This is a genomic window from Cognatishimia coralii (assembly GCF_037478305.1).
GTDB classification, from domain to species: Bacteria; Pseudomonadota; Alphaproteobacteria; order Rhodobacterales; family Rhodobacteraceae; genus Cognatishimia; species Cognatishimia coralii.
Genome location: NZ_JBBGAZ010000001.1, coordinates 949,021 through 973,564, shown reverse-complemented (window position 1 = coordinate 973,564; position 24,544 = coordinate 949,021). Strand labels below are relative to the sequence as shown.

The following is a 24,544-nucleotide window of genomic DNA, read 5'->3' as shown; positions in this document are numbered from 1 at the left end:
GTGATCGATTCTGTGCCTTTCAGCGTATCATTTTGAGGCTAAAATGGGGCAATTGGTTAATAAGGATAGGTGATATAGGCGTATGACAGCCATTGTTCACAGCAGCGAAACAGTGACGCTTGTGGGCGCTGGATTGGCGACGTCTGACGCAATCCTGCGTTGTTTGAAAATCGCACCTAAGTTGATTGCGGCCGATGGCGGTGCGCAGCACTGTCTGGACGCGGGTGTCATGCCCGAGGCGGTGTTTGGCGATTTGGACAGTCTTGCAAATATTTCCGCGTTGCCTGCTGAGGTTGTTCACCGGATCGAAGAACAAGAGTCCACCGACTTTGACAAAGCCCTTCGGTCTATCGACGCGCCTTTGGTTTTGGGCGCTGGTTTCACCGGATTGCGGGTGGATCACTACCTTGCCTGTCTGAACACATTGGTGCGACGGCCTGATCGGCGCTGCATACTGTTGGGTGATACCGATATTGCCTTTTTGCTTCCACCACACTTCCAAATGGAGCTTGCGGCAGGGACGCGGGTGTCATTGTTTCCCATGGGTTTGGTCGAAGGCACTTCAGACGGTTTGAAGTGGCCCATATCCGGTCTAAGTTTCGCGCCTGACGGGATGGTCGGAACGTCCAATGAGGCAGAAGGCGACATAGAGATCTCGGTAACTGCGCCCAAGCTTTTGATGGTCCTACCGGAAGCCGAGCTTGAGGCTGCTACTGAGGCGCTGCTTGCGTGTTCCTCGCGCTGGCCTGCTCTCGATAGATAATATAGAGCCCAGCAGCGATGGTGACGACGATCCCAGCCGCGGCGAGTCCGTTGGGCAGTTCGTCAAACATCAGATAGCCATAGAGCGTCGCCACAGGGATCTCGAGGTATTGCATCGGCGCAAGCGTGGCTGAGGGGGCGAACCTGAGGGACAGCGTCATCAAAAGATGCGCGACGGTGCCGCCAACCCCCATGATGATGAATGCGAAGTAGAGGTCCGAGCTTGGCCATTCAAATGTAAATGGGCGGAACTCCAGCCAATGCGACACAACAAGGATCGGGATAAGGGTCAGACAGCCCGTTATTCCGTTCTGTGCTTGTAAGGCGATGGCCTCGGTGTCTTTGGCGATCTGGCGTGTGACCAGCATATAAAAGGCAAAGATCACGGCGACAGCGAGAGGGTAAAGCACCGACCAGCCGACGCTAAGGAAGTTTGGTTGGATTACCATCAACGTCCCAACAAAGCCAACAGAGCAGGCAATGATCCGACGCGTGCCAACCGTCTCGTTCAAGAAAAACCACCCAAGCAGGAGCATGATGAAGGGCATCACAAAGGCAATCGCCACCGCATCAGCCAGCGGCAAATAGAGCAGGGCGGTGAACATGCATCCAAGCCCTGCGATCTGCAAAAGCGTGCGCGCATAGGCCAGCCAAAAGAGGCGGCCTGACAGAAAGATCTTCTGTTTCATGGCAAGCGCCATTGGCGTTAGGATCACGAGCTGAAACACAAACCGCGCGACGATGAGCGTGGCCAGGGTCGACACAGGGCCAATCAGTTTCGCCAATGAATCGCCCAAAGGGACGATCAGGCAAAAGCCCAACATCAAAAGAATACCAAGGAACGGACGATCACCTGCCATGCGGCGACGCTAGGCGCGATGGCCCCACGCGTCAATCAATCATCGCCAGACAGAACAAAGGCCGGGAGTTGGGACCCTCCCAGCCTTTGCATTTCAACCAAAAGGCAAAGCCCCTCAGTCTGACCTCATCGATTCATACGATTTTCGATGAGGTCATCAACGACTGCAGGTTCCGCGAGTGTGGAGGTGTCTCCAAGAGACCCATAGTCGTTTTCCGCGATCTTGCGCAGGATACGGCGCATGATCTTACCAGAGCGGGTTTTCGGCAGGCCCGGCGCCCATTGGATCAGATCCGGGCTGGCAATAGGGCCGATTTCTGTGCGCACCCAAGTGCGCAGCTCTTTGCGCAGCTCTTCCGTTGGTTCTTCGCCGGACATCAGAGTGACATAGCAATAAATGCCCTGACCTTTGATATCATGCGGATAGCCCACGACGGCGGCCTCAGCGACCTTCTCATGCGCTACAAGCGCGCTTTCAACTTCGGCGGTCCCCATACGGTGACCGGAAACGTTGATCACATCGTCAACGCGGCCTGTGATCCAGTAATCGCCGTCTTCATCGCGGCGACAGCCGTCACCGGTGAAGTAATAGCCTTTGTAGTCAGAGAAGTAGGTCTTCTCGAACCGCTCATGGTCGCCCCAAACCGTGCGCATTTGGCCGGGCCAGCTGTCGCGGATGCAAAGCACGCCTTCGACGCCATTGCCTTCGATGATCTCGCCAGAGGCAGGTTCCAGAACCACAGGTTCAATGCCAAAGAACGGTTTCATCGCAGAGCCCGGTTTGGTCGCATGCGCGCCAGGCAGGGGGGTCATCAGGTGACCGCCTGTTTCAGTCTGCCACCAAGTGTCCACGATGGGGCAATTGCCGCCGCCGACAACGTCGTTGTACCAGTTCCAGGCCTCTGGGTTGATCGGCTCGCCCACGGTGCCAAGGATGCGCAGCGAGGACAGGTCAGCTTTCTTCACGAACTCATCACCTTGCCCCATCAGCGCGCGGATCGCGGTTGGTGCGGTATAGAACTGATTGACCTTGTGCTTTTCACAGACTTGCCAGAAGCGGGAGGCGTCTGGATAGGTCGGAGTGCCTTCGAACATGACGGTCGTCGCGCCATTCGCGAGCGGACCATAGACGATATAGCTGTGGCCCGTGACCCAGCCCACATCCGCCGTACACCAGAAGATATCGCCCTCGTGGTAGTCAAAGGTCATCTGGTGGGTGAGGCTCGCGTAAACGATATAGCCGCCGGTGGTGTGGACAACGCCCTTTGGCTGACCCGTAGAGCCCGAGGTATAGAGAATGAACAGCGGATCTTCCGCGCCCATCTCTTCCGGAGCACAGGTGGTCGCGGCCTGAGCCGCCAAAGCGTTATAGTCGTAATCCCGCGCGTCATTCCAAGGCACGTCGCTGCCGGTGCGACGAACAACCAAGGACTTCACGCTATCGGAACAGGCCTCCAGCGCCTTGTCGGCATTGGTTTTCAAAGGCGTATTGCGGCCGCCACGCGGCGCTTCGTCCGCAGTGATCACGACTTTCGCCTCAGAGCCATTCACCCGTGCCGCCAAAGCGTCAGGCGAGAACCCAGCGAAAACAATCGAATGGATCGCGCCGATGCGGGTACAGGCCAGCATCGCATAGGCGGCCTCAGGGATCATCGGGATATAAAGGACGACGCGGTCGCCTTTGCCGACGCCCATGTCTTTGAGGACATTCGCCATACGGCAGGTGTTGTCATGCAGCTCTTGGTAGGTGATGTGCTGCGCGGCCTCATCAGGGCTGTCAGGTTCCCAGATGATTGCGGTTTGATCGCCGCGCGTCGCCAGATGACGGTCGATGCAGTTGGCGGATACGTTCAGCGTGCCATCCGCATACCAGTTGATATTCACATTGCCGAAATCATAGCTGACGTTTTTGACTTGGGTAAAAGGTTTGATCCAATCGATCCGCGCGCCTTGCTCGCGCCAGAACCCGTCAGGGTCTTTGATCGAGGCGGCATACATTTCCTCATATTTGGCTGCGTCCACGTGTGCTTTGGACGCCAGTTCCGCAGACGGCGCATATGTAGGTGAAGTCATGTTGTAATCCTATTTTGCAAAGCAGCGCCCCACCGAAGGGTAGGGCGCGCCAGTTGCGACTTAGATAGCCAGATATTCAGCGCGGAGCTGCTCGTTTTCAAGCACTTCCTGCGCGGTGCCGTCAAAGACGATGCCACCGGTATCCAAGATCACCGCGCGATCCGCCAATTCCAGCGCCCGCACCGCGTTTTGTTCCACGATAATCGTGGTGATGCCCTGTTCCTTGATGATGCGCAGAGTCTTTTCGATCTCATCCACGATCACAGGGGCCAGACCCTCGTAAGGCTCGTCCAGCAGCAGAACTTTGATGTCCCGTGCCAAGGCGCGCGCAATCGCCAGCATCTGCTGCTCACCACCCGAGAGGGTCACGCCTTCTTGGGTGCGACGCTCGCCCAGACGCGGGAAAAGCGAGTAGAGACGTTCCAGCGACCAGCCAATCGGCGGCGCAATCTGGGCCAGTTTCAGGTTCTCTTCCACAGTCAGGCCGGGGATGATCGAGCGGTCTTCTGGCACAAGGCCGATGCCCATCTGGCTGGCCTCATGGCTTGCGCAAGAGTGCAGGGGTTTGTGATCCAGCCAGATCTCGCCCCCTTGCACCTGTGGCTCATCCATCCGCGCGATCGAACGCAGGGTCGAGGTTTTGCCAGCGCCGTTCCGGCCGAGCAGAGCCAGAATTTCGCCTTCGTGCACGTTGAAGCTGATGTTTTGCACGATGTAGCTTTCGCCATAGTAACTCTCGAGGTTCCACACCGAGAGATAGGCAGGGGCTGTTTCCGCGCGGTTCACGCCTTTGGAAAAATCGGGTTTATCATTCATTGTGATTTCTCCTTACGCCGCTTCGCCGAGGTAGGCTTCGCGCACTTTTGGATGGCCTTTGATATTGTCAGGCGTGTCCTCAACAAGAGGGGTGCCCTGGGCCAGCACGGTGATACGCTCTGCCAGCGAGAACACCACGTGCATGTCGTGTTCGATGATGGCGATGGTGATGTCACGCTCTTCCTTGATCTGTTTAAGCAGGTCGATCGTGTTGTTGGTATCGGCACGCGCCATGCCAGCGGTGGGTTCGTCAAGAAGCAAGAGACGAGGTTCCTGAGCGAGGCACATGCCGATCTCGAGACGCCGCTTGTCCCCGCGGGACATGGCTGCGGCGTGCATGTTACGTTTGTCAGCCATATTCATATCAACCAGCTGCTTTTCTGCGGCTTCCACGATGTCTTTTTCTTCCATCATGTGTGGGATGGCCTGCAGACGGAAAGCACCATCACGCTTGGCAAAGATCGGGATCATCATGTTTTCCATCACCGAGAGATCGCCAAAGATCTCGGGGGTCTGGAACACGCGGCTGATGCCCATCTGGTTGATTTCATAGGGCGTGCGTCCCAGCACGGACTGGCCGTCAAAGGTGACAGAGCCTGTGTCCGGGATCAGTTTTCCCACAAAGCAGTTCAGCAGGGTGGATTTGCCAGCTCCGTTCGGGCCGATGATGGCGTGAACAGAGTTTTCTTTGACGCTGAGGTTCACATCGCCGAGGGCCTGCAGGCCACCGAACCGTTTGCCGACGTCTTTGACTTCGAGAATTCCCATAGGTCAGTCTCCTTATTCTGCAGGTTCGGTTGAGGGTTTGTCTTCGGCTTTGCCGCGTCCGAACATCGCTCGGATACGTTGGCCACCTTCGACAAGACCACCCGGAAGGAAGATCACCACGAGCATGAACAGAATGCCCAGGGTCAGGTGCCAGCCTTTACCGATGAAGGGGTAAAGGATCGCGACTGTGAAGTCTTCCATGCCGTCTGGCATAAAGGCGAACCAGCCGTGCAGGATGTCAGAGTTGATCTTGGACAGGATGTTTTCCATGTATTTGATCACACCTGCGCCCAGAACCGGACCGATCAGCGTGCCCGCGCCACCAAGGATGGTCATGAGAACCACCTCACCAGAGGCTGTCCAGAACATCCGCTCGGGACCCGCTTGGGTGTCCATGGCCACCATCAGACCACCGGCCAGACCCGCATACATGCCAGAGATCACAAAGGCTGCGAGGGTGTAAGGCTTGGTGTTCAAACCGGTGTAGTTCATCCGCTGCTGGTTGGACTTCACGGCGCGCATCATCAGACCGAAGGGGCTGCGGAAGATACGGATCGCCAGATAGAAGCTCGCCAACATGACGATGGCTGCGATGTAGTAGCCTGCGTTGAAGGTAAAGACCCAGCCCGCGATGCTCAGATCAAAGCTTGCGCCCATCTCCAGACCAAAGAGGTTGGCTTTTGGGATTGTCCCATCCGCGATGGCTCCGTCCAGAATGCGGGGATCGCTGACTTTTGGCTGCAGGCCGGTTTCACCACCGGTGATCGGCGTCAGAACCGAGTAGGCCAGGGAGTAAGACATCTGCGCGAAAGCCAACGTCAGGATCGAGAAGTAGATGCCCGAGCGGCGCAGGGTCACATAGCCCACCAGCACACTGAAGATACCCGCAACGATGACCGACAGGATGATCGCAGGGATCACATTCATGGTCAGCAGCTTCATCATCCAGATCGCCGCGTATGACCCCACTCCGAGGAAGGCCGCGTGGCCGAAGGAGAGGTAGCCTGTGAGGCCAAAGAGGATGTTAAAGCCAATGGCAAAGATGCCAAAGATCACAAAGCGCTGCATCAGGTCCGGATAGCCTGCGTTGAACTGAGCCATCGCAGAGTTTTCCGGGAAGGGGTTCAGGATAAACGGCGCGAGGGCCACCAGTGCTGCTACGAACAGCAAGAGGTTCCAGTCTTTCTTTTCAAGTCCGAACATAGTCTTACTCCTCCATCACGCCTTTGCGTCCCATCAGACCGCGTGGACGGGTCAGAAGGATCACGATGGCGACGAGGTAGATGATAATTTGGTTAAGGCCGGGCAGGACTGCGAGGACTTCGCGCATGGAGGCAAAGCTTTCCAGAACGCCGAGCAGGAAGCCTGCAAGAACCGCGCCAGGCAAGGAGCCCATGCCGCCCACAACAACCACAACAAAGCTGAGAACAAGGAAGTCCATACCCATGTGATAGTTTGGCGAGTTAATAGGTGTGTACATGACACCCGCGAGCCCCGCGACGGCGGCGGCCATGCCGAACATCAGCGTGAAGCGACGGTCGATGTTGATGCCCAGGAGCTGCACGGTTTCACGGTCTGCCATGCCGGCCCGCACAACCATCCCGAAGGTGGTGAACTGCAAGAAGGCAAAGACAGCACCGATGATCACGATTGCAAAGGCAAAGTAGACGATCCGCCAGTAGGGGTAGATGATCAGGTTCGGATCAAATCCAAGCGCTTGACCAAAGTCGAAAGAGCCTTTGAAGGCGTCAGGCGCAGGGGTTGGGATAGGGTTCGCACCAAAGTAGTATTTGATGATCTCCTGCAAAACGATCGCAAGACCAAAGGTCACGAGGATCTGGTCCGCATGCGGGCGCTTGTAGAAGTGCTTGATAAGGCCGCGCTCCATAATGATGCCGATACCGATCATCACTGGGATCGCGAAAAGGATGGACAGAGGGACCGCCCAATCGATGATAGCATCCCCCGTCGCGACTCCGAAGATGTCGTGAACATAGGGCACATCGACCTTCAACGGGTTGCCGAGAAAGTCCGTGCGGGTTTCATCGATGACTGTATGTGACAGGGTCAAGATCCGGCTGAGGGTCACCGCACAGAAAGCGCCGATCATAAAGAGCGCGCCGTGTGCAAAGTTCACAACCCCAAGTGTGCCGAAGATCAGCGTAAGGCCCAGAGCGATCAACGCATAGGCGGATCCCTTATCTAAGCCATTGAGAATTTGTAGGATAATTGCTTCCATTGGTCCCACCGTATTAGGTCACGCAACCCTCGGGAGGGCTGCGTGATACTTTAAAGGGAATGGGGCGATCAGCGCCCCATTCTGGGAGGTTCGCTTACGCGCCTGGGTTACAGGAACCCAGTTCGCCACCAAAGATGGAAGCGTCGTAGGTAACCTGATCGACAGGAGTAACTTCAACGATTTCGAGAAGGTCGAATTCGGAAGTTGGGTTCTCTTTACCACGCACAACCAGAACGTCTTTGAAGCACTGGTGGTCTTCGGCACGGTACAGAGTTTTACCGTTGCCCATGCCGTCGAACTCAAAGCCTTCAAGAGCTTCTGCAACGCCACATGGGTTAAAGGTGCCTGCGCGGTTACACGCGTCTGCATACAGAAGGGTCTGTACGTAGCAGGTGTGTGCCGCCTGGGATGGTGGGAAGCCATACTTCTCACCGAAGGAACGAACGAACGCTTTGGAACCTTCGTCCTGCAGGGACCAGTGCCAGTTGGTGGAACCGTAGATGCCTTTAACGTTGGCACCCGCACCCTTCGCCATCAGGCGGGAGTACAGAGGAACAACGATTTCAAAGTTCTTGTTGTTCACCAGCTTGTCGCGCAGGCCGAACTGAACCGCGTTGGTCAGCGAGTTCACCATGTTGCCGCCGTAGTGGTTCAGAACCAGAACGTCAGCACCGGACTGCAGAACAGGCGCGATGTAGGAAGAGAAGTCAGTTTGTGTCAGTGGTGTTTTCACCGCTGCAACTGTTTCCCAACCCATTGCTTCAGTCGAGGTACGCACCGCTTCTTCGGTGGTGTAGCCCCAGTTGTAGTCCGCGGTTAGGTGATACGCCTTACGGTCGGTGCCGTAATTGTTGGCCAAGATTGGCGCCAGCGCCGCACCGGACATGTAGGAGTTGAAGAAGTGACGGAAACCGTTGGCCTTCTTGTCCTTACCGGTGGTGTCGTTGGAGTGGGTCAGACCCGCCATGAAGATAACGCCTGCTTCTTGGCAGAGCGCTTGAACCGCAACAGCCACACCAGAGGACGAGCCCCCAGAGATCATAACTGCGCCGTCTTTTTCGATCATGGAACGTGCAGATGCGCGTGCCGCGTCAGATTTGGTTTGGGTGTCGCCGGTGACGAACTCAACCTTTTTGCCCAGGATGCCGGTACCGTCCAGCGTCTTGGAGCTAAAGGTGTTGATCATGCCGCCGTCGCCGCCGCCATTCAGGTGCTCGACCGCAAGCTGGAACGCGCGCAGTTCGTCCGCACCCTCGTCCGCGTAAGGACCAGTTTGTGGTACGTTGAAGCCAAGCGTCACAGTGCTGCCAGTTGGCGCGTTGGTGTAACCAGCATGGCTACCAGCGGCCAGATATGTTGGCAGCGCGAGACCTGCACCGGCAACTGCACCGGATTTCAGGACGCCGCGACGAGTCAATGTCGATTTGGACATTATATTCCTCCCGTTTAAACAGATTATTGTGCATGACCGCCTCCTCCGCGGCACACACATTACACTTTACGTGCCCTTCGAGTATCAGTGGGAAGTTGAAAATTTCGCAACAAGCGCCTTTGTCGTAATAAAAATTTTGTAAAGAAAATCACGGTGTGCTAGCAGGTTTTGTAAAGAAAATTTTCACGGCTGAGCAAGTCGTTGAAAAAGCAAGGATATGCCGAGATGAAAGATCGCTCTATCGGAAGCCGTGTTCGCGAACGACGTATGGCTATGAAAATGCGGCAGGCTGACCTTGCGTCCCGCGTCGGAATTTCTGCCTCTTATTTGAATTTAATCGAACATGACAAGCGCAGAATCGGCGGCAAACTCGTAGTCGATATCGCAAATGTTCTTGGTGTCGAGGCAACGTTGCTGAGCGAAGGTGCAGAAGCCACCCTGATTTCAGCCCTTCGAGAGGCCGCAAACGTTACGACAGAGGCGGATCCAGAGCTGGAACGGATTGATGAATTCGCCGCGCGCTTCCCTGGTTGGGCGAATATCATCCGGTCTCAACATCAGCTGGGTCTCAAGCTGGAACGCACGGTTGAAACGCTGAGTGACCGGCTGGCGCATGACCCCGAACTTGCGGCAGCGATGCACGAGGTGCTCTCGATGGTTACAGCGGTTCATGCAACCGCTGGCATTCTGCACGAAAACCGCGAACTCGAACCGGAGTGGCGCGCGCGGTTTCACCGCAACCTCTCTGAGGACAGTCAACGATTGGCCGAAAGTTCGCAGCTTCTTGTAAATTATCTGGATGGCGCCAAAGAAGCCGAGACCCGACTGGCTTCGCCAAGGGATGAGCTGCACAGCTTTTTGGGGCAGGCCGCGTATTTCTTTCCCGAGATAGAAGACGGCGCGGAGGTAGAGGCGGTCATACATCAGTCAGAGCTTCTACGAAGTAAGGGCGCAAAATTCCTCGCGCGGGAATTGCTTGAAGACTATGCGGCAAACGCCCGCGCCATGCCTCTCGATGATTTTGAGGTTGCACATCGCGAGTGTGACGGCGACGTCGCAGCTTTGGCCGAACGGTTTAAAGTCTCGCTCGGGGCTACCATGCGGCGCATTGCGTTTCTGCCCAAAGGCGTTTTGGATCAGGACTATGGTCTGGTGAAATGCGACATGGCGGGCACGATGATCTATCGCAAAGAGATCAAGGGCTTTAGCTTGCCGCGCTATAGTTCCGCCTGTCCTCGCTGGCCTCTGTTCCGCGCATTACAGCAACCGGGACAACCTTTGATGCAGGTCGTGGAATTTGCGGCGCGCGAAATGGAGCAGTTCAAATGCTTCGCAGTTTCAGAGCCGCAGGGCCGTCCACAATTTGGTCAGAACACGACGTTCACAGCCACCATGTTGATAACGCCAAACCGCGAAAGACTGCCGCCAGAAGGGCAAGTTGGGGCCGCTTGCCGTATCTGCTCCGTGGAAAAATGCAACGCCCGCCGAGAACCCTCGATCCTTGTCGATGGCATTTAGCTTGGATTTTGCGTAGGTGTCGCTACAAATAGCCGAACGCGGTTGCTTACGACGGGAGGAAGTGACGCATGCGTGTATTGCTGATTGAAGATGAGCCCAACATCATTGAGGCCATCAATTTTATCCTGTCTCGCGAAGGATATGACGTCGTCACCCATGCAAACGGGCATGACGCGATGGACGCTGTACGAGAGCGTTCGCCCGATATGATCATTCTGGATGTGATGCTGCCGGGTCGAAGCGGTTTCGAGATTCTCGAAGATCTGCGCGCGGACGCGGCTTATGCTGAAACGCCTGTTCTAATGCTGACTGCGCGTGGTCAAACGCGCGATCGCGAGTTGGCGGAAAAGTTGGGTGTCAGCATGTTCATGACCAAGCCTTTCGCCAATTCCGAGGTCTTGGACGCGGTGCGTTCATTGACGGCCAATGTCTGAGCGGCGGATCGTCTTTCTTGAACGCCAGATGTACCGGCGTCATCGGTTGGTGGACGCTATCCGTATTCTACCGTTTCTGGGCCTGATCCTTTGGATGCTGCCTTTAACGTGGGAACGCGAAGGCCCTTCGACCATCAGCACATCAAGCGCGACGGTTTATATCTTTTTGGTCTGGTTTGTGTTGATCCTTTTGTCTGCGATTGCGGCTACTGTTTTGGGAAAGGGCGGAGACAGGGAGATCTCCGAAGACGGTCAAAGGCCGGAGGAGCACTAAATGGGCGCGTTAAACGTCCTGATCGCAGTGAGTATTGCCTATGTGATCTTTCTGTTTGGCGTTGCCTTCCTGGCCGAACGCGCCAACAAGCGCGGGCAGGGCGGCTTTTTGCGGATGCCTGTCGTCTATACACTGTCCCTCTCGATCTATTGTACAGCCTGGACGTTTTACGGCGCGGTAGGATATGCCGCGCGATCCGGTCTTGAGTATCTGACCATCTATATCGGGCCCTCACTTGTCATGATCGGGTGGTGGTGGCTTTTGCGGCGGATGGTGCGTATTGGGCGCACGCAGCGGATCACTTCGATTGCCGATATGATTTCCTCTCGTTATGGCAAGTCCAATGTGGTTGCGGCAGGGGTGACGATCCTCGCGGTCATTGGAACGACGCCCTATATTGCGCTGCAACTTCAATCGGTTGCGTTGAGTTCTTCAGTCTTTGTTGGGGCTTCGGGCGGGCAAGATGTCGAGCTGACCTCTGTTGCTTTATATGTCGCCATTGGCCTTGCGATCTTTACCATCCTCTTTGGCACGCGAAATCTGGACGTGAACGAACGCCACTATGGCGTGGTCATGGCAATTGCGGTTGAGGCTGTCGTCAAACTTTTCGCGCTGCTGGCCGTTGGGGTCTTTGTGGTTTGGTTCGTGGCAGACGGCCCGGCTGATATTCTGGAACGCATCGAAGCCTCTCCGATTTCCGGCTGGCATATTTCAGGCGGGCGCTGGGCAGGGCTTATTTTCCTGTCAGCGGCGGCCTTCCTCTGTCTGCCACGCATGTTTCAGGTCATGGTCGTGGAAAACGACAACGAAGACCATTTGCGCACCGCGAGTTGGGCCTTTCCGACCTATCTGATGGTGATGAGCCTTTTTGTTGTACCTATCGCGGTCGTCGGTCTGGAACTCTTGCCTGAGGGATCCAACCCTGACCTCTTCGTTTTGACCGTGCCCCTTGCCACCGGCAACGAAGCCCTTGCGATGTTGTCCTTCATTGGCGGGTTTTCATCCGCCTCCTCGATGGTGATTGTGGCTGTGATCGCTGTGTCGACAATGGTGTCTAACCACATAGTTCTTCCGATCTGGCTGTGGGCGAACCGGATGGAGCAAGTGACCCTCTCGGGCGACGTGCGCCATGTGATGCTCTTGTCACGCCGGTTTTCGATCGTCGGGATTACGCTTCTGGGGTACCTCTATTTCCAACTCAGCGGTGGTGGCTCTGCACTGGCTGCGATTGGCCTCATCGCCTTTGCTGGCGTGGCTCAGGTACTGCCGGTGTTGATCGGCGGCGTGTTCTGGCGCGGTGCCACACGGATCGGCGCCTTTGCCGGCATGACCGTGGGCTTTGCGATCTGGATGTATACGCTCTTGCTGCCCAGTTTCGGAGCCTGGTCGCCTTTCATCATGAACGAAGGGCTTTTTGGCATCCTATGGCTGCGTCCTCAGGCGATGTTTGGCATCAATGGTATGGATCCGTTGCTGCATGCGATGCTTTGGTCGATTTCCCTGAATACCCTGACCTTCGTTGTGGTGTCGCTGGGGTCTTTCCCAACTCCAATCGAACGGCTGCAGGGCGCACAATTTGTCAATGTTTTTGACCACTCGACGCAAGCGCCAAGCTGGTCCGGCGGGGTCGCGCAGAGTGAAGACTTGATGGTCATGGCGCAAAGGATCCTCGGCGCGCGCGAGACGCAAGATCTGTTTGAACGAGAAGCGCGCAGGCAGGGCGTAAACGGGTATTTGCCCGACCCTGATCCGGAATTCCTGCAAGTTTTGGAACGGCAATTCTCGGGTGTTGTCGGCGCGGCAACCGCTCATGCGATGGTGTCGCAACTTGTTGGGCGGGCGTCTGTTTCTGTGCAGGATCTTTTGGCCGTGGCCAATGAAACCGCCCAGATTATGGAATACTCCAGCCAGCTTGAGGCAAAATCCGAAGCACTTCAACGCACGGCTCGCCAGTTACGTCGGGCGAATGAAAAAATCACGCAAGTATCTGAACAGAAAGACGACTTCCTGTCCCAGATCAGTCACGAGCTGCGCACGCCGATGACCTCTATTCGGGCCTTTTCCGAGATCCTGCGTGACTCTGAAAAGCTGAGCACCAAGGACAAACTTAAATACAGCGACATCATCCACAGCGAGGCCATGCGGCTGACGCGTCTCTTGGATGACTTGCTTGACCTGAGCATGTTGGAAAACCGGCGTGTGAAGCTGAACTACGAGCGTGCGACACTCTCGGACCTTTTGGATGATTCCGCGACGGTGGCTTTGTCCGGAGAGGAGGTCGACCTCAGGGTCCGCCGCAACCGTGCGTCGGAAAATATCGAGATCTATTCGGACGTGGAACGCCTGCGTCAGGTCTTTATCAATGTGATCCGGAATGCGCAGAAGTATTGCGATGCGGAAAAGCCCGAATTGCGCATCAAAGTCGCGCAATCGGACGCGCGGCTGACCATCGATTTCATCGACAACGGGTCCGGCATCGCGCGCAAATCCCAAGAAGGGATCTTTGATAAATTCGTGCGCGTGAATGCGTCAAAGGCGGGTGGGGCCGGTCTTGGTCTCTCGATTTGTCGGGAAGTCATGACCAGCCTTGGCGGCGAGATTACTTATCTGCCAGGGCAGGGCGGTGCTGCGTTTCGCGTGATACTGCCAGAGTCGGCGACGCCGCCCGTTCAGTAAGGCTTAGCGTTTCTGGGACGCGATGAAATCGATGCGTCCACGCAGCGCGTCAAGGTGGTATCCACCTTGCGCCGCAGCGCCCAAAAGCGCATCTGCTGGTTCACTATCCGCATGTCCGAGAACCCAGGCCACGGTCGATCGAGTCCCAGAGGCACAATAGGCCAGAACCTTGCCATCTGCGCCTTCAAGCGTGGCGCGTTGCAGCGCCAGCCGGTCGTCGGTCATCGTGTCGTGGGTCAAAGGATTGATCACAAAATCAAGCCCCGCGTCCTTTGCGGCTTTCTCCATCGCGACCGCATGGTGCGACGGGGGAACCTCCTCGTCCGGGCGGTTGCAAATGACGCAGGTAAAGCCCTGGGCTTTCAGTTCGCTCAGGTCTTTTGCGTCAATCTGAGGCGCAACGTAGTAGCGGGGTGTGATCTCACGAATATCCATAGGAGGTGATTACCTCTAGGTTGCGAGGCTGTCCAGACGAGTCCTGATCCTTGGTGTCGCTAACATACCCGAAAGCATCGCCACAAAGAACAAAATGTGCGGCCATCCGCCGAACGCCAGAGACGCAATCGCAGGGCCGGGACATAGGCCCGCAAGCCCCCAGCCCATACCAAAGAGCACAGAGCCCAAGACGAGGTTTCGGTCAAATCGTGCATCGGGTTTGGCTGGAAAGGTGCCGCCCAAGACTGGCGCACGCCCTTCTGTGAGCCTCCAGGCAATGGCCATCGGGATGATTGCACCGCCCATAACAAAGGCAAGGGTTGGGTCCCATGCGCCAAAGATATCCAGCCATCCCTGCACTTTGGACGTGTCCGTCATGCCGGACACCAAAAGGCCTGCACCGAAAATACCGCCAGCGATTAATGCATATAGGTTCCGAGACATATCAGATTGCTCCCAGCATATGGCGGAAAAGCACAACAGTCAGACCACCCGCCAAAATATAGAAAACAGTCGCCACGATCCCGCGCAGGTTAAACCGCGAGATCCCGCAGACGCCGTGACCCGAAGTGCAGCCGTTCGCCAGGCGCGTTCCGACGCCGACCAAAAGGCCCGCGACGATCAAAACCGCGACATTGGTGGTCGCATGCGTGTCGATCGGGCCGCTTAGCAGATAAATCACTGTTGGTACGCCAAAAACGCCGGCAACAAACCAAAGGCGTTCGCCCGCTGTGGCTTTGCCGCTGCCATCAATGAGGCCGCCCAAAATCCCGCTGGCGCCCATGATGCGTCCGTTGATCAACAGATACACCGCGCCACCGACGCCGATCATCAGGCCTCCGACAAGGCCCATTATCCAATCCATTGGCATGCTCGATCTCCTAGAGTTTGTTCAGAGGGACTTTGAGGACGACATCGCCCTGATCGTCAGGTTCAGGCATTTGACCCGCGCGCATATTCACCTGAAGCGACGGGATAATCAGCGCCGGTTTTTTCAAGGTTGCGTCTCGCGCGTCCCGCATCTCCATAAAGGCCTCTTTCGAGGCGTCACCGCCAATATGCACATTGCGCGATTTCTCTTCGGCCACAGTGGTTTCCCACGCGAACTCGTCGCGGCCGGGTGCTTTGTAGTCGTGGCCCACAAAAATGCGTGTGTCATCGGGCAGGGACAGAATGCGCTGGATGGACTCATAGAGCTTTTCGGAGGACCCACCGGGGAAATCACAGCGCGCAGTTCCAAAGTCTGGCATGAACAGTGTATCACCCACGAAGGCCGCATCGCCAATCACATAGGTAAGGCAAGCCGGCGTATGGCCCGGCGTGTGCATAACATCACATCGCATTTGGCCGATCATCAACGTATCGCCGTCGCTGAACAGCTGGTCAAACTGGCTGCCGTCCCGTTGAAACTCTGTGCCTTCGTTAAAGACTTTGCCGAATGTGTCCTGCACCACTGTGATCTGATTGCCGATCCCGATCTTGCCGCCGATCTGCTCTTGCAGATAGGGGGCAGCCGATAGGTGATCCGCGTGTACATGGGTCTCTAGGATCCAATCCACGCGCAGGTCATTGGCCTTGATGTAGGCAATGACCTCATCTGCGGATTTGGTGTTGGTTGCACCGGCTGCATAGTCGAAGTCCAAAACACTATCGATAATCGCGCAGGAACTGCCTGCGGGGTCTTGCACGACATAAGAGACTGTATTGGTGGCGGTATCGAAAAAGGCTTTAACGTCAGGAGTCATCAATCGTATCCCTACTTTTACACATTCAGCTTAGTGAATGTGTGGGGTGTGTCAAACATTTCAATGCGGTTAGCGTACAATAAATCACCAATCGACGTAACGTCGTATATTCGGAACGCGTGTCACAGCTGCTGCCTCTTGCCTCACCAAGAACTGAGCGTAGAATGGGGTGACAAGACGCGAAAAGACCATCGGGCAGTCGGGGATGCAAGGAACGGTTGACGTCGAAACCAACGGCGAAGTTGCTGTGCTGCGGATGTCCTCCGGCGGCCGCAATCCGCTCACGCTGACACTTCGGTCTGATCTGATTAATGCATTCCGCCAAGTGCGACGTTTGGGGGGCATACGTGCTGTTGTTCTGACCGCGCGTGGCGCGTATTTTTCCTCCGGCCTTGAACTTGAAGAACTCGAAGACGCGCAGATCTCGCCAACTGTGGCGGATGTCGCCCGCACCATCGAAGAGTTCGAGTTGCCGGTCATCGCCGCGCTTCAAGGTCCGGCCTATGACGCGGGTTTTGAGCTGGCTCTGGCCGCGCACTACCGGATTGCGTCGGGCACTGCGAAAGTCGGCTTTGAAGGTATAAACCTTGGCCTCACGCCTTGTGGCGGCGCGACGCAACGGCTGCCGCGTCTGATCGGGGCCGAAAACAGCCTCAAGGTGTTGTTGGGCGGGCGACGCCTGCCGGTGAAATCGCTGGGATTGGTATTTGACGCAATCGTTCTGGGGCAGTTTGAGGCGCAATATCAGGCCTTTGCCGAAGCGATCATCTCTGAAGGCAAACCAAAACGTCAAACCAGCGAGCTGACCTTGGGCCTACAGGATCCGATGGCGTTTCAGGCATCTATCGCCGATGCAAGAGCTTCCGCAAAAGGAGCAGGGCGGGCGACATTAGATATGATCCGTTGTGTAGAGGCTGCGGGGCTCTTGCCGTTTGAGGCGGGCATGGCGTTGGAAGCGGATGCCTTTGAAGAATCCCTGAAGTCGCATGTATCGCAATCCTACCGGCATCTGTTGCGCGCGGAGGCACGAGTGCGCGCGCAGGTTGCAACAATGGATGAGGGCGCTTGGGATGTGCACAAGCTCGCGATCATTGGGACCTCTGTGAATGCAATCGGATTGGCTGCGGTTTGTCTCTGCGCCAGTATGGGCGTCATCGTGATTGCCCCGGGCGAAGATATGGTGCGTGTGCGGGCAGGGGTGCGCAAACAGGTCGACCGGATCTTGCAACGTGCTGGCAGTACCTCCCAGACCTTGGATCAGGTGATCGAGGGCTTTGAGCTCGCGCCCCGCATCGAGGATTGCGTCAACAGCGATATGGTGCTCGATTTGGCCGGTGGCAGCAAAGAGGACCAATTGGATCGGTTCCGACTGCTCGGAGAATTTATGCCGGGCCATTCGGTGCTGGCCACAGGCACGGCGCAGGGTGGTTTGGCTGAACTAGGACGCCAGGCGCAGAGGTCGCGGCAAGTGGTCGGGCTTTACGCCTATGCACCTGTCGAGGTGCTTCCGCTGATCGAGGTGGCGCAATCCCCTATGACGTCACAAGTCGTGGTGGCCGCCATGGCGCGCTTTGTGTCGCGGCTGGAAAAATACTGCGTGTTTGCCGCCGATGCGCCGGGGTTGATTGGGAATGCCGTGCAGAATGCTCTGTTTAAGGCGTCTGAACAGTTGCTGTATCTCGGTGTCGAATTTGAAGAGATCGACGACGCTATGCGCGCCTATGGGTTCAATCTTGGCCCCTTTCGTCTGTGGGATTTGGGGCGCGCTCCCAGGTCAGGGCGGCTGGCGCAGGCCATGGCAGAGCAGGGGCTGACCGGGCGGGCGCGTGGCGCCGGGTTTTACACCTACGAAGCAGGGCAAACGCGCCGCGCACCGAACAAACAGGCGGTCCGCATTGTGCATGCTCTTCGAGAAGGCAAAGAGGGCCCCGACGTATACCTGAGCACCGAGAACATTCAATTTTATTGCGTCGCGGCGATGGCCAACGAAGGCGCGCGCCTCTTGTCAGAGGGTGTTGCGCAATCGGGCAGTGACATTGATCTGGTCATGACCCTTGGTCACGGCTTCCCGCGCCATCGCGGCGGGCCGATGAAAGCAGCGGACCTCTATGGATTGCTGACATTGCGCAAGAAAATGCGGGCTCTGGCCGAAGTCGATGACTTCTGGAGCCCATCACCGGTCTTTGACGATCTGATCAAAAACGGCCAAAAGTTTGGCGATTGGATTTAAGCCCTAGGCGAACGCCAGCCCCAACATCACCACCATCAACCCAATGACGGACAGAAACAGCGACCCCAGATTAAGCGGCATCGCAGCTTGAACGGCGGCACGCAGCTCTTCGTCGCTGAGGCCAGATTTGCGTGCGCGGTTCACACGCAGGATCGAGGCAATCAGCCCCACCAAACCAACCAAAGAAATCGCAGCGCCTACCCAGATGAGCCACTCCATGGCCGTCTCCTTCCGTCAAAACCGCCTCGGGCCTAGACCATCGCGCCGCCTGTCGCAAGGTGAAATCCGCGCGCGGCAACATTGGCCGCTTGTGGCCCGTCAAAACGGGCGATAGGGTGCGCGCCAACACCAATAGGAGGCCCCATGTCCGAGCAAGTCACCGACTCAAGCTACCGCGTCACCGCAGACGAGTTGCGCCAGTTCATCGAACGTTTCGAGCGTCTGGAACAAGAGAAAAAAGACATCATGGATCACCAGAAAGAGGTGATGGCTGAGGCGAAAGGCCGGGGCTATGACGTCAAGGTGATGCGCAAGATCATCGCGCTGCGCAAACGCGACCAGAACGACATCGCCGAAGAAGAAGCGGTGCTGGAAATGTACAAAGAAGCGCTTGGTATGCACTAAGCGCTTAGGGTTCGATGAAGTTGATCTCGGGCATGGCTTGGATCAGATAGACGTCATCGTCGTAGATATCCGTCATCGCCTCAACCATATCATCCGTCCAGCCGGGCACTTCGAGCTCTTCTTCTAAAGCATCTTCGTCCGCAAATTTTTCCAAGAACGCCGCGATCACGCGGCGTTTTTGCACTTGGGTCAGGTCTGGTCGTGCCTTGAGGTATTCCTCAAACCTTTCAAACCCTTCTTTGGTCAAGATGTCCTGCAATAGATCATATTGCGCCTTCAATGGGATCGTCGGGTCCACGCCTGCGATTTCGCGCAGGATTTCCTCCCAGATCAGAGGCGTGTCCTCGTTGCACCAAGCCGTGATCTGCGTGTTCGGGCAATCCTCTATCACCCTTTCGAAATAGCTGGACCAGCGCAGCGCCATCGGATCGCTATGTCCCGTAAGGGCGCTAAAGTCATCGCCCTTATGCGCTACCATGAGCGCCTGCATGAAAGTGGCCGGGTTGCGGATCGCATAGAACAGCTCAACCTCGGCGTCTTCAAACAGACGCAGAAAACTGACCAAGCGATTGAAGGGACCGGGAAAAAACTCATTCTCGCTGATGGAGGTGCGCGGAAAACCCAGAAAATTGTCGGCAGAAAAGATGATGCGATTGGGGCGGTCGCCGCCGGTGATCCCATGCAGGAAATCCTGCTGCAGAGGGATCGGGTTAGACGAATTCAGAACCTCCGACATCAAAGGGCGCAGCTGTTTGCGGAACTGGCCGGGCCGGGGCACGACAGTGTCCATGCCTGCCAATAGCTCACGGTTTTTGCCCAGGCACATTTGCAGCCTGTTCTCATCCGTATATGGCGCGCCGAAATGGAGTGCGACCTGCATTGTTTGCCTGTGGTTCTTTGTCTTCTTAGACCTTAGTATAACTTCCTTTCTGGACAGTGAAACCTATTTCGGGCAAGTCAGCCTCATGAGCAGCGCAGAGACAGTCACAGCCAAGGGCCAAGGCCTGAAGGGCGCATTTAGCCCATGGTCTCTGGGTGCTATTGTCATAGCGGCCATCGTCCTTGCGCCGATCTGTGCCGTGGCAGCGCTTGCGTTTTTTCCAACCGAGAACATCTGGCCGCATCTGCTGTCGACCACCTTGCCGCGATATCTGCGCACGACGTTGATTTTGATGGTCTCGGTCGGGGTGCTGTCCGCAGTCATCGGAACCAGCACGGCGTGGCTGGTCAGCCGGTATCAATTCCCGCTCAGACGCGTTCTGGAGTGGGCGCTTCTGCTGCCCTTGGCGATTCCGGCCTATGTTGGGGCCTATGCGCTGGTGGATTTTCTGGAATACGCGGGGCCGGTGCAGACGTGGTTGCGGGGCATTTTTGGCTGGCAAACCTCGCGCGATTATTGGTTCCCCGAAGTGCGCTCGTTGGGGGCTGCGATCATCGTTTTGTCAGTCGCGCTTTATCCCTACATCTACATCCTCGCCCGCGCCACGTTCCGCGAGCAATCTGCCACCAGCGACGAGGTGGCGCGGTCTTTGGGGGCAGGGGCTTGGGGGCGTTTTTTGCGCGTCGCTTTGCCGTTGGCACGCCCCGCAATTGCGGCCGGCATGGCCATTGTGATGATGGAGACCGTCAACGATTTTGGCACAGTTGACTATTTCGCAGTGCAAACTCTGACCACGGGTATTTTCAGCGTCTGGCTGGAAAGCAATAACGCCGGTGGCGCGGCCCAGATTTCCTGCGTGATTTTGATTTTGGTGATCTTTCTGGTCACCTCGGAAAAGATCAGCCGTCGCCGGATCAAGTTCTTTAACCTTGGAAAATCCGCGCGTCCTGTCACGCGCGTGACGTTGAAAGGTGGCAATGCGATCCTAGCGACTTTGGTCTGTTTGCTGCCCTTCCTGATCGGCTTTGTGCTGCCCGTTGGCGTTATGGGCGATCACGCGCTGGCGAATATGGAAAGCTGGACGGACGAAGGGCTCATCCGAGCACTGACGAATACGGTCACAGTCGGAGCAATTGCCGCCGTCATCACTGTGCTCGCGGGCGTGTTTTTGGTCTATGGCGTCCGCCTGTCTGGGCAGAGCCTGCCCAAGCTGCTCTTGCCTTTGACCACCATTGGCTATGCCGCGCCCGGGGCGGTTTTGGGCGTTGGTATTCTAATTCCATTGGCGTTCTTGGATCACCGTTTGGCCGAGCTGCTGGAAAGCATCTTTGGCGGGCGATTCCCGTTGATCCTGACCGGATCGGCCTTTGCCTTGGTTCTGGCATATTGCGTGCGCTTCTTTGCAATTGCTCAGGGCGCAGCAGACGCCGCGATGGGGCGCGTGCCGCCCAATCTGGCCTTGGCCGCACGATCATTGGGCCGCAGCAAAGCGCGGGTTCTGGCCGAGGTCTATTTCCCTCTGATCCGAGGCTCTATTGGCTCCGCGCTTCTGTTGGTCTTTGTGGATTGCGTCAAAGAACTGCCGGCGACGATGCTCTTGCGGCCCTTTAACTACGAGACCTTGGCCACACGGGTGCACGATCAAGCGAGCCTTGAGAACATCGGCGACGCAAGCCCCGGAGCACTGATGATCGTGCTTGTCGGCCTTGTTGCGGTGCTCCTGCTGGCACGCGCGAACCGCTAGGTCATTGTTCTCATATGTCGAACAATAGCGATCCTCGCTGAGTTTGTTTCCAATCTCGCACCGCTTTCCCCAGTAATACCACAGTCACGCTTGAAAAATGGCGGGTTTGGCACAGAGCTTAGGGCCAGCAGTTATTGAGAGTTCGAGATGAGAAAACTACTTCGCCGCGTTTGGCTGAGTTTCATTCTGGTGGCTTTGGCCGCGGGTTTTGCGCGTGCTGAGTCCAAGAAGCTGTTCTTTTTTGGCAATAGCCTGATCCACCATTTGACCGACACGGACACCACGACCGTGCCCCATTGGCTCGCGCATTTTGCCGAACAATCTGGCCGAGAGTTCGAGTTGGATGGGCATTTCGGCTTTCTCAAAGAATTCCCCGCCAAGTTGCCTCCAGAGCCGCAGTGGAAATTCGCAGATGTGAAATCTGCATGGGGTGAAAACCAGACCTTCGACGGCATCGGCTATGACACGATCGTCTTTAACCCGACGAACTTCGTGCAACATCGCGGCCCAAGCATTCCCTATCGTTGGGACAATCCGGACAATTGGTCTCCGGTGACGGCTGCGCTGGATCTGCTGGATCGCACCGCAGACGGCAAACGCGTGGTGATCTATGAGGGCTGGGCGGATATGGAGCCTTATGGCTACCCGCCATCGCGCCGCAAGCTGCGGAAGTATCACGAATACAATATTGGCGAATACCACGAGTGGTACCTTGAGTTTGCCGAGCGCATCCAACGCGAACGGCCAGACATGCAGGTCGAACTGATCCCTGTCGCCCGCGTTCTGTCTCGCGCGTTCCGGGAAACGGGCCTGTCGAAGATCGGCACGCTGGACATCTACGCCGATGACATGACCCACGGCAGCGCGACGCTCTATTATCTGGCCGCCGCAGTGACCTATGCGGGTCTGTTTAATGAAATGCCAATCTTCGGAGGTTTGCCGCCTGAGATCGATCCTATGGTTGAGCCCTATTTCAACGCGCTCAAAGGGATCATTGCCGAGGAAATGAACATCGCAGATACGCAGGTGCAGGCGGTGATGAAGCGGGTGAAGGCACCCGCGGCAAAAGACGCGGCATCTGTCATGCAGGTTGCCGCGACCGATGCACCAAGTCTAGGCATTGGCCTGAACGCGATTTCGGACTGGTCGACGCAATTGCCATTTCTAGACCTGATGAAATCTGCCCGCCCTTGGGTTGGACACCGACGTGGCCAATGGGGCGGCTTTGAGGCTGACGAGTTAGAGGCCGACGGTATTTTAGACGCCAATGGCTGGCCCAAAGAATTCCCCTTCCGCATGGATGGGGTCGAGACGTTTATTCTGACCGATATGCCCGAAGAGCTGACCGAACTCGGCGGCCTATATCGTCTGACCTACGAGGGGCAGGGACGCATCGACTTCACCGGCCTCGCGCGGCCTGTACGCTATAACGATGGTGAGATCTGGTTCCGCTATGCGCCGGGCGAAGGCTCGGTTGGGATCAAGATCACCAAGACAGATCCTGACAAAACCGGCGACTACATTCGCAACATCGCGGTTGTGCATGAAAACCATATCCCGCTTTACGACATGGGCGTCACCTTCAATCCCAAGTGGCTGAAGCTGATCCAAGACATGCGCCTCGTGCGCTTCATGGACTGGATGGAGACCAACGAGACCGAAATCGCTTCTTGGTCAGAACGCCCATTGGTTTCCGATTATACCTACATGCGCCGCGGCGCGCCCGCCGAAGTCATGATCGAGCTTGTGAACCAGATCGGCACTGATGCTTGGTTCAACATGCCTCATATGGCGGATGACAGTTACATCGAAGGCTTCGCGACCCTTGTGCGCGATCAGATGCGTCCAAGTTTGAAGGCCTATGTGGAATATTCCAACGAGCTTTGGAACTTCATCTTTCCGCAAACCCAATGGGCGGTCGATGAAGCCAAAGCCAAATGGGGATCGCGCGCACCGGATAATGCGTGGTTCCAACTGGCTGGGCTGAATGCGGCCAAGGTGATGCAGGGCTGGAGCCGCGTTTTCGCAGGCCAAGAGGATCGCATCGTGCGCGTGGCAGCCGTTCACACCGGATGGGTCGGGCTGGAGGAGCCTTTCCTTGAGGCAGACCTAGACCCAATGCGCCCTGCCGATCATTTCGACGCCTATGCGATCACTGGCTATTTCGGCCATGAGTTGGGCGACGAAGAAGGACCCGCGCAAGTCCGCCGGTGGCTCAAGCAAGGTGAGCAGGTTGCGATAGAGAAATCTGTGGAAGAGATCCGCAAGACCTCTGTGGCCTTCCTGACCAAAGAGGCCTGGCCGCATCACGCGCGGGTGTCTCAGTCTTATGGGCTGGATCTGATCATGTATGAAGGCGGCACCCATGTGGTCGGCCACGGAGATTGGGTGAATGACAAGAAACTGACAGCCTTCTTTGAAGTTCTGAATTACTCGCCAGAAATGGGCGCGCTTTATCAAGAGGTCATCGCCGAGTGGACCAAAGCCGGCGGCAAGCTTTTCAACGCTTTTGTCGACGTGGCCCCGACCAGCAAATGGGGCAGCTGGGGTGCTTTGCGCAGCCTGAACGACAGCAACGCGCGGTTTGAGGCTTTGATGGCCTATAATACCTCTGGTTTCGGCCAGCCTGATGGACGCGGGCGCGAGGTCTTCGCCAATGGTGTGCAACTCTCGGCAGCGCCTGAGGGCGAGATGCTGGATGGCTCGGTCTATGCCGATATCCTTTTAGGAGGCGCGGGGGATGACACTCTGGTCAGTCACGGCGGCAGCGATATTGTCGATGGCGGAGAAGGCGTCGACCATGTCGAACTGCAGGGCTTTATGGAGGAATACCGGTTCTTCCGCGATGGTCAGACCCTGCGGGCGGAATCCCAATATGGCACCGTCCAGATCAGCTCGGTTGAGACCATGTCATTTTCCAAAATGCCCGGTGTGAATGTGGGCTTCGCGGATTTCTTCTAGGCCTGCAGGCAATCCGGCTCTGGGTTTCCGCGTCAAAATGCGGTAATACTGTTTGAAACTCGCCACGGAAACAG

22 protein-coding genes are annotated in these 24,544 nt (G+C 56.6%); 9 read left to right on the top strand and 13 right to left on the bottom strand.

The genetic code is table 11. The features are described 5' to 3' along the window. The first annotated feature begins 82 nt into the window (after nt 1-82). Nucleotides 83-763 carry a thiamine diphosphokinase gene (locus WG622_RS04860; RefSeq protein ID WP_339402540.1) on the top strand — a complete coding sequence of 227 codons (681 nt, stop codon included), beginning with the start codon at nt 83-85 and terminating at the stop codon, nt 761-763. Here the strand turns inward: WG622_RS04860 and WG622_RS04855 are convergent. From WG622_RS04855 to WG622_RS04825, 7 genes are all read right to left on the bottom strand, one after another. Further along, the gene (locus WG622_RS04855; protein ID WP_339402539.1) at nt 711-1,622 is read right to left on the bottom strand and encodes a DMT family transporter; all 912 of its coding nucleotides are present in this window, start codon (nt 1,620-1,622) and stop codon (nt 711-713) included. The two genes, WG622_RS04860 and WG622_RS04855, sit on opposite strands and share 53 nt — an antisense overlap. A gap of 125 nt (nt 1,623-1,747) precedes the next feature. Next, nucleotides 1,748-3,694 (bottom strand): acetate--CoA ligase, encoded by a 1,947-nt coding sequence (gene acs, locus WG622_RS04850; RefSeq protein ID WP_339402538.1) that lies wholly within the window; start codon nt 3,692-3,694, stop codon nt 1,748-1,750. Between the two features lie 60 nt (nt 3,695-3,754). Next, nucleotides 3,755-4,510, bottom strand: a complete 756-nt coding sequence (locus tag WG622_RS04845; protein ID WP_209356751.1) for an ABC transporter ATP-binding protein — start codon at nt 4,508-4,510, stop codon at nt 3,755-3,757. A 12-nt stretch (nt 4,511-4,522) separates the two neighbouring features. Beyond that, nucleotides 4,523-5,278 (bottom strand): ABC transporter ATP-binding protein, encoded by a 756-nt coding sequence (locus WG622_RS04840; protein ID WP_209356750.1) that lies wholly within the window; start codon nt 5,276-5,278, stop codon nt 4,523-4,525. A 12-nt stretch (nt 5,279-5,290) separates the two neighbouring features. Next, entirely contained in the window at nt 5,291-6,481 is a 1,191-nt protein-coding gene (locus WG622_RS04835) for a branched-chain amino acid ABC transporter permease (protein ID WP_339402537.1), read from the bottom strand. A 4-nt stretch (nt 6,482-6,485) separates the two neighbouring features. After that, nucleotides 6,486-7,517: a branched-chain amino acid ABC transporter permease gene (locus WG622_RS04830; protein ID WP_339402536.1), complete on the bottom strand. Its 1,032-nt coding sequence runs from the start codon at nt 7,515-7,517 to the stop codon at nt 6,486-6,488. Nucleotides 7,518-7,611: 94 nt separating this feature from the next. After that, nucleotides 7,612-8,949 carry a substrate-binding protein gene (locus WG622_RS04825; RefSeq protein ID WP_209356747.1) on the bottom strand — a complete coding sequence of 446 codons (1,338 nt, stop codon included), beginning with the start codon at nt 8,947-8,949 and terminating at the stop codon, nt 7,612-7,614. 225 nt (nt 8,950-9,174) lie between these two features. Here WG622_RS04825 and WG622_RS04820 point away from each other — a divergent pair, with 225 nt between their 5' ends. The 4 genes from WG622_RS04820 to WG622_RS04805 all read left to right on the top strand — a co-directional run bounded on the left by WG622_RS04820 (nt 9,175) and on the right by WG622_RS04805 (nt 13,851). Next, complete coding sequence (locus WG622_RS04820) at nt 9,175-10,467, top strand: short-chain fatty acyl-CoA regulator family protein (RefSeq protein ID WP_339402535.1); 1,293 nt, start codon at nt 9,175-9,177, stop codon at nt 10,465-10,467. A gap of 68 nt (nt 10,468-10,535) precedes the next feature. Continuing rightward, complete coding sequence (locus WG622_RS04815) at nt 10,536-10,901, top strand: response regulator transcription factor (protein ID WP_209356745.1); 366 nt, start codon at nt 10,536-10,538, stop codon at nt 10,899-10,901. Next, nucleotides 10,894-11,175 (top strand): hypothetical protein, encoded by a 282-nt coding sequence (locus WG622_RS04810; RefSeq protein WP_209356744.1) that lies wholly within the window; start codon nt 10,894-10,896, stop codon nt 11,173-11,175. The genes WG622_RS04815 and WG622_RS04810 overlap by 8 nt, the downstream gene beginning before the upstream one ends. Next, complete coding sequence (locus WG622_RS04805) at nt 11,176-13,851, top strand: ATP-binding protein (RefSeq protein WP_339402534.1); 2,676 nt, start codon at nt 11,176-11,178, stop codon at nt 13,849-13,851. Between the two features lie 3 nt (nt 13,852-13,854). Here the strand turns inward: WG622_RS04805 and WG622_RS04800 are convergent, their stop codons facing one another. The 4 genes from WG622_RS04800 to WG622_RS04785 are packed head-to-tail and all read right to left on the bottom strand — an operon-like array spanning nt 13,855 to nt 16,031. Further along, nucleotides 13,855-14,286, bottom strand: coding sequence for a protein tyrosine phosphatase family protein (locus tag WG622_RS04800; RefSeq protein WP_339402533.1), 432 nt, complete (start codon nt 14,284-14,286; stop codon nt 13,855-13,857). A 15-nt stretch (nt 14,287-14,301) separates the two neighbouring features. Further along, on the bottom strand, nt 14,302-14,730 hold the full coding sequence (locus tag WG622_RS04795; RefSeq protein ID WP_339402532.1) for a DUF6691 family protein: 429 nt from the start codon (nt 14,728-14,730) through the stop codon (nt 14,302-14,304). Between the two features lies 1 nt (nt 14,731). Next, a complete protein-coding gene (locus WG622_RS04790; RefSeq protein WP_339402531.1) occupies nt 14,732-15,157 on the bottom strand; it encodes a YeeE/YedE family protein in 426 nt (141 codons plus the stop codon). Between the two features lie 10 nt (nt 15,158-15,167). Further along, nucleotides 15,168-16,031, bottom strand: a complete 864-nt coding sequence (locus WG622_RS04785; RefSeq protein ID WP_339402530.1) for an MBL fold metallo-hydrolase — start codon at nt 16,029-16,031, stop codon at nt 15,168-15,170. 169 nt (nt 16,032-16,200) lie between these two features. Here WG622_RS04785 and WG622_RS04780 point away from each other — a divergent pair, with 169 nt between their 5' ends. Continuing rightward, nucleotides 16,201-18,261, top strand: a complete 2,061-nt coding sequence (locus tag WG622_RS04780; protein ID WP_339402529.1) for an enoyl-CoA hydratase-related protein — start codon at nt 16,201-16,203, stop codon at nt 18,259-18,261. A 3-nt stretch (nt 18,262-18,264) separates the two neighbouring features. Here WG622_RS04780 and WG622_RS04775 read toward each other — a convergent pair whose 3' ends face one another. Continuing rightward, the gene (locus WG622_RS04775; RefSeq protein WP_339402527.1) at nt 18,265-18,480 is read right to left on the bottom strand and encodes a hypothetical protein; all 216 of its coding nucleotides are present in this window, start codon (nt 18,478-18,480) and stop codon (nt 18,265-18,267) included. A 144-nt stretch (nt 18,481-18,624) separates the two neighbouring features. Here WG622_RS04775 and WG622_RS04770 point away from each other — a divergent pair, with 144 nt between their 5' ends. Continuing rightward, complete coding sequence (locus WG622_RS04770; protein ID WP_209356736.1) at nt 18,625-18,885, top strand: DUF2312 domain-containing protein; 261 nt, start codon at nt 18,625-18,627, stop codon at nt 18,883-18,885. 4 nt (nt 18,886-18,889) lie between these two features. On the opposite strand, the gene WG622_RS04765 is transcribed toward WG622_RS04770, so the two are convergent. Then, nucleotides 18,890-19,765, bottom strand: a complete 876-nt coding sequence (locus WG622_RS04765) for a hypothetical protein (RefSeq protein WP_339402525.1) — start codon at nt 19,763-19,765, stop codon at nt 18,890-18,892. Between the two features lie 85 nt (nt 19,766-19,850). On the opposite strand from WG622_RS04765, the gene WG622_RS04760 reads away from it, so the two are divergent. Further along, on the top strand, nt 19,851-21,509 hold the full coding sequence (locus tag WG622_RS04760; protein WP_339402524.1) for an ABC transporter permease: 1,659 nt from the start codon (nt 19,851-19,853) through the stop codon (nt 21,507-21,509). A 147-nt stretch (nt 21,510-21,656) separates the two neighbouring features. Beyond that, entirely contained in the window at nt 21,657-24,470 is a 2,814-nt protein-coding gene (locus tag WG622_RS04755) for a calcium-binding protein (protein WP_339402523.1), read from the top strand. Nucleotides 24,471-24,544: the final 74 nt, after the last annotated feature.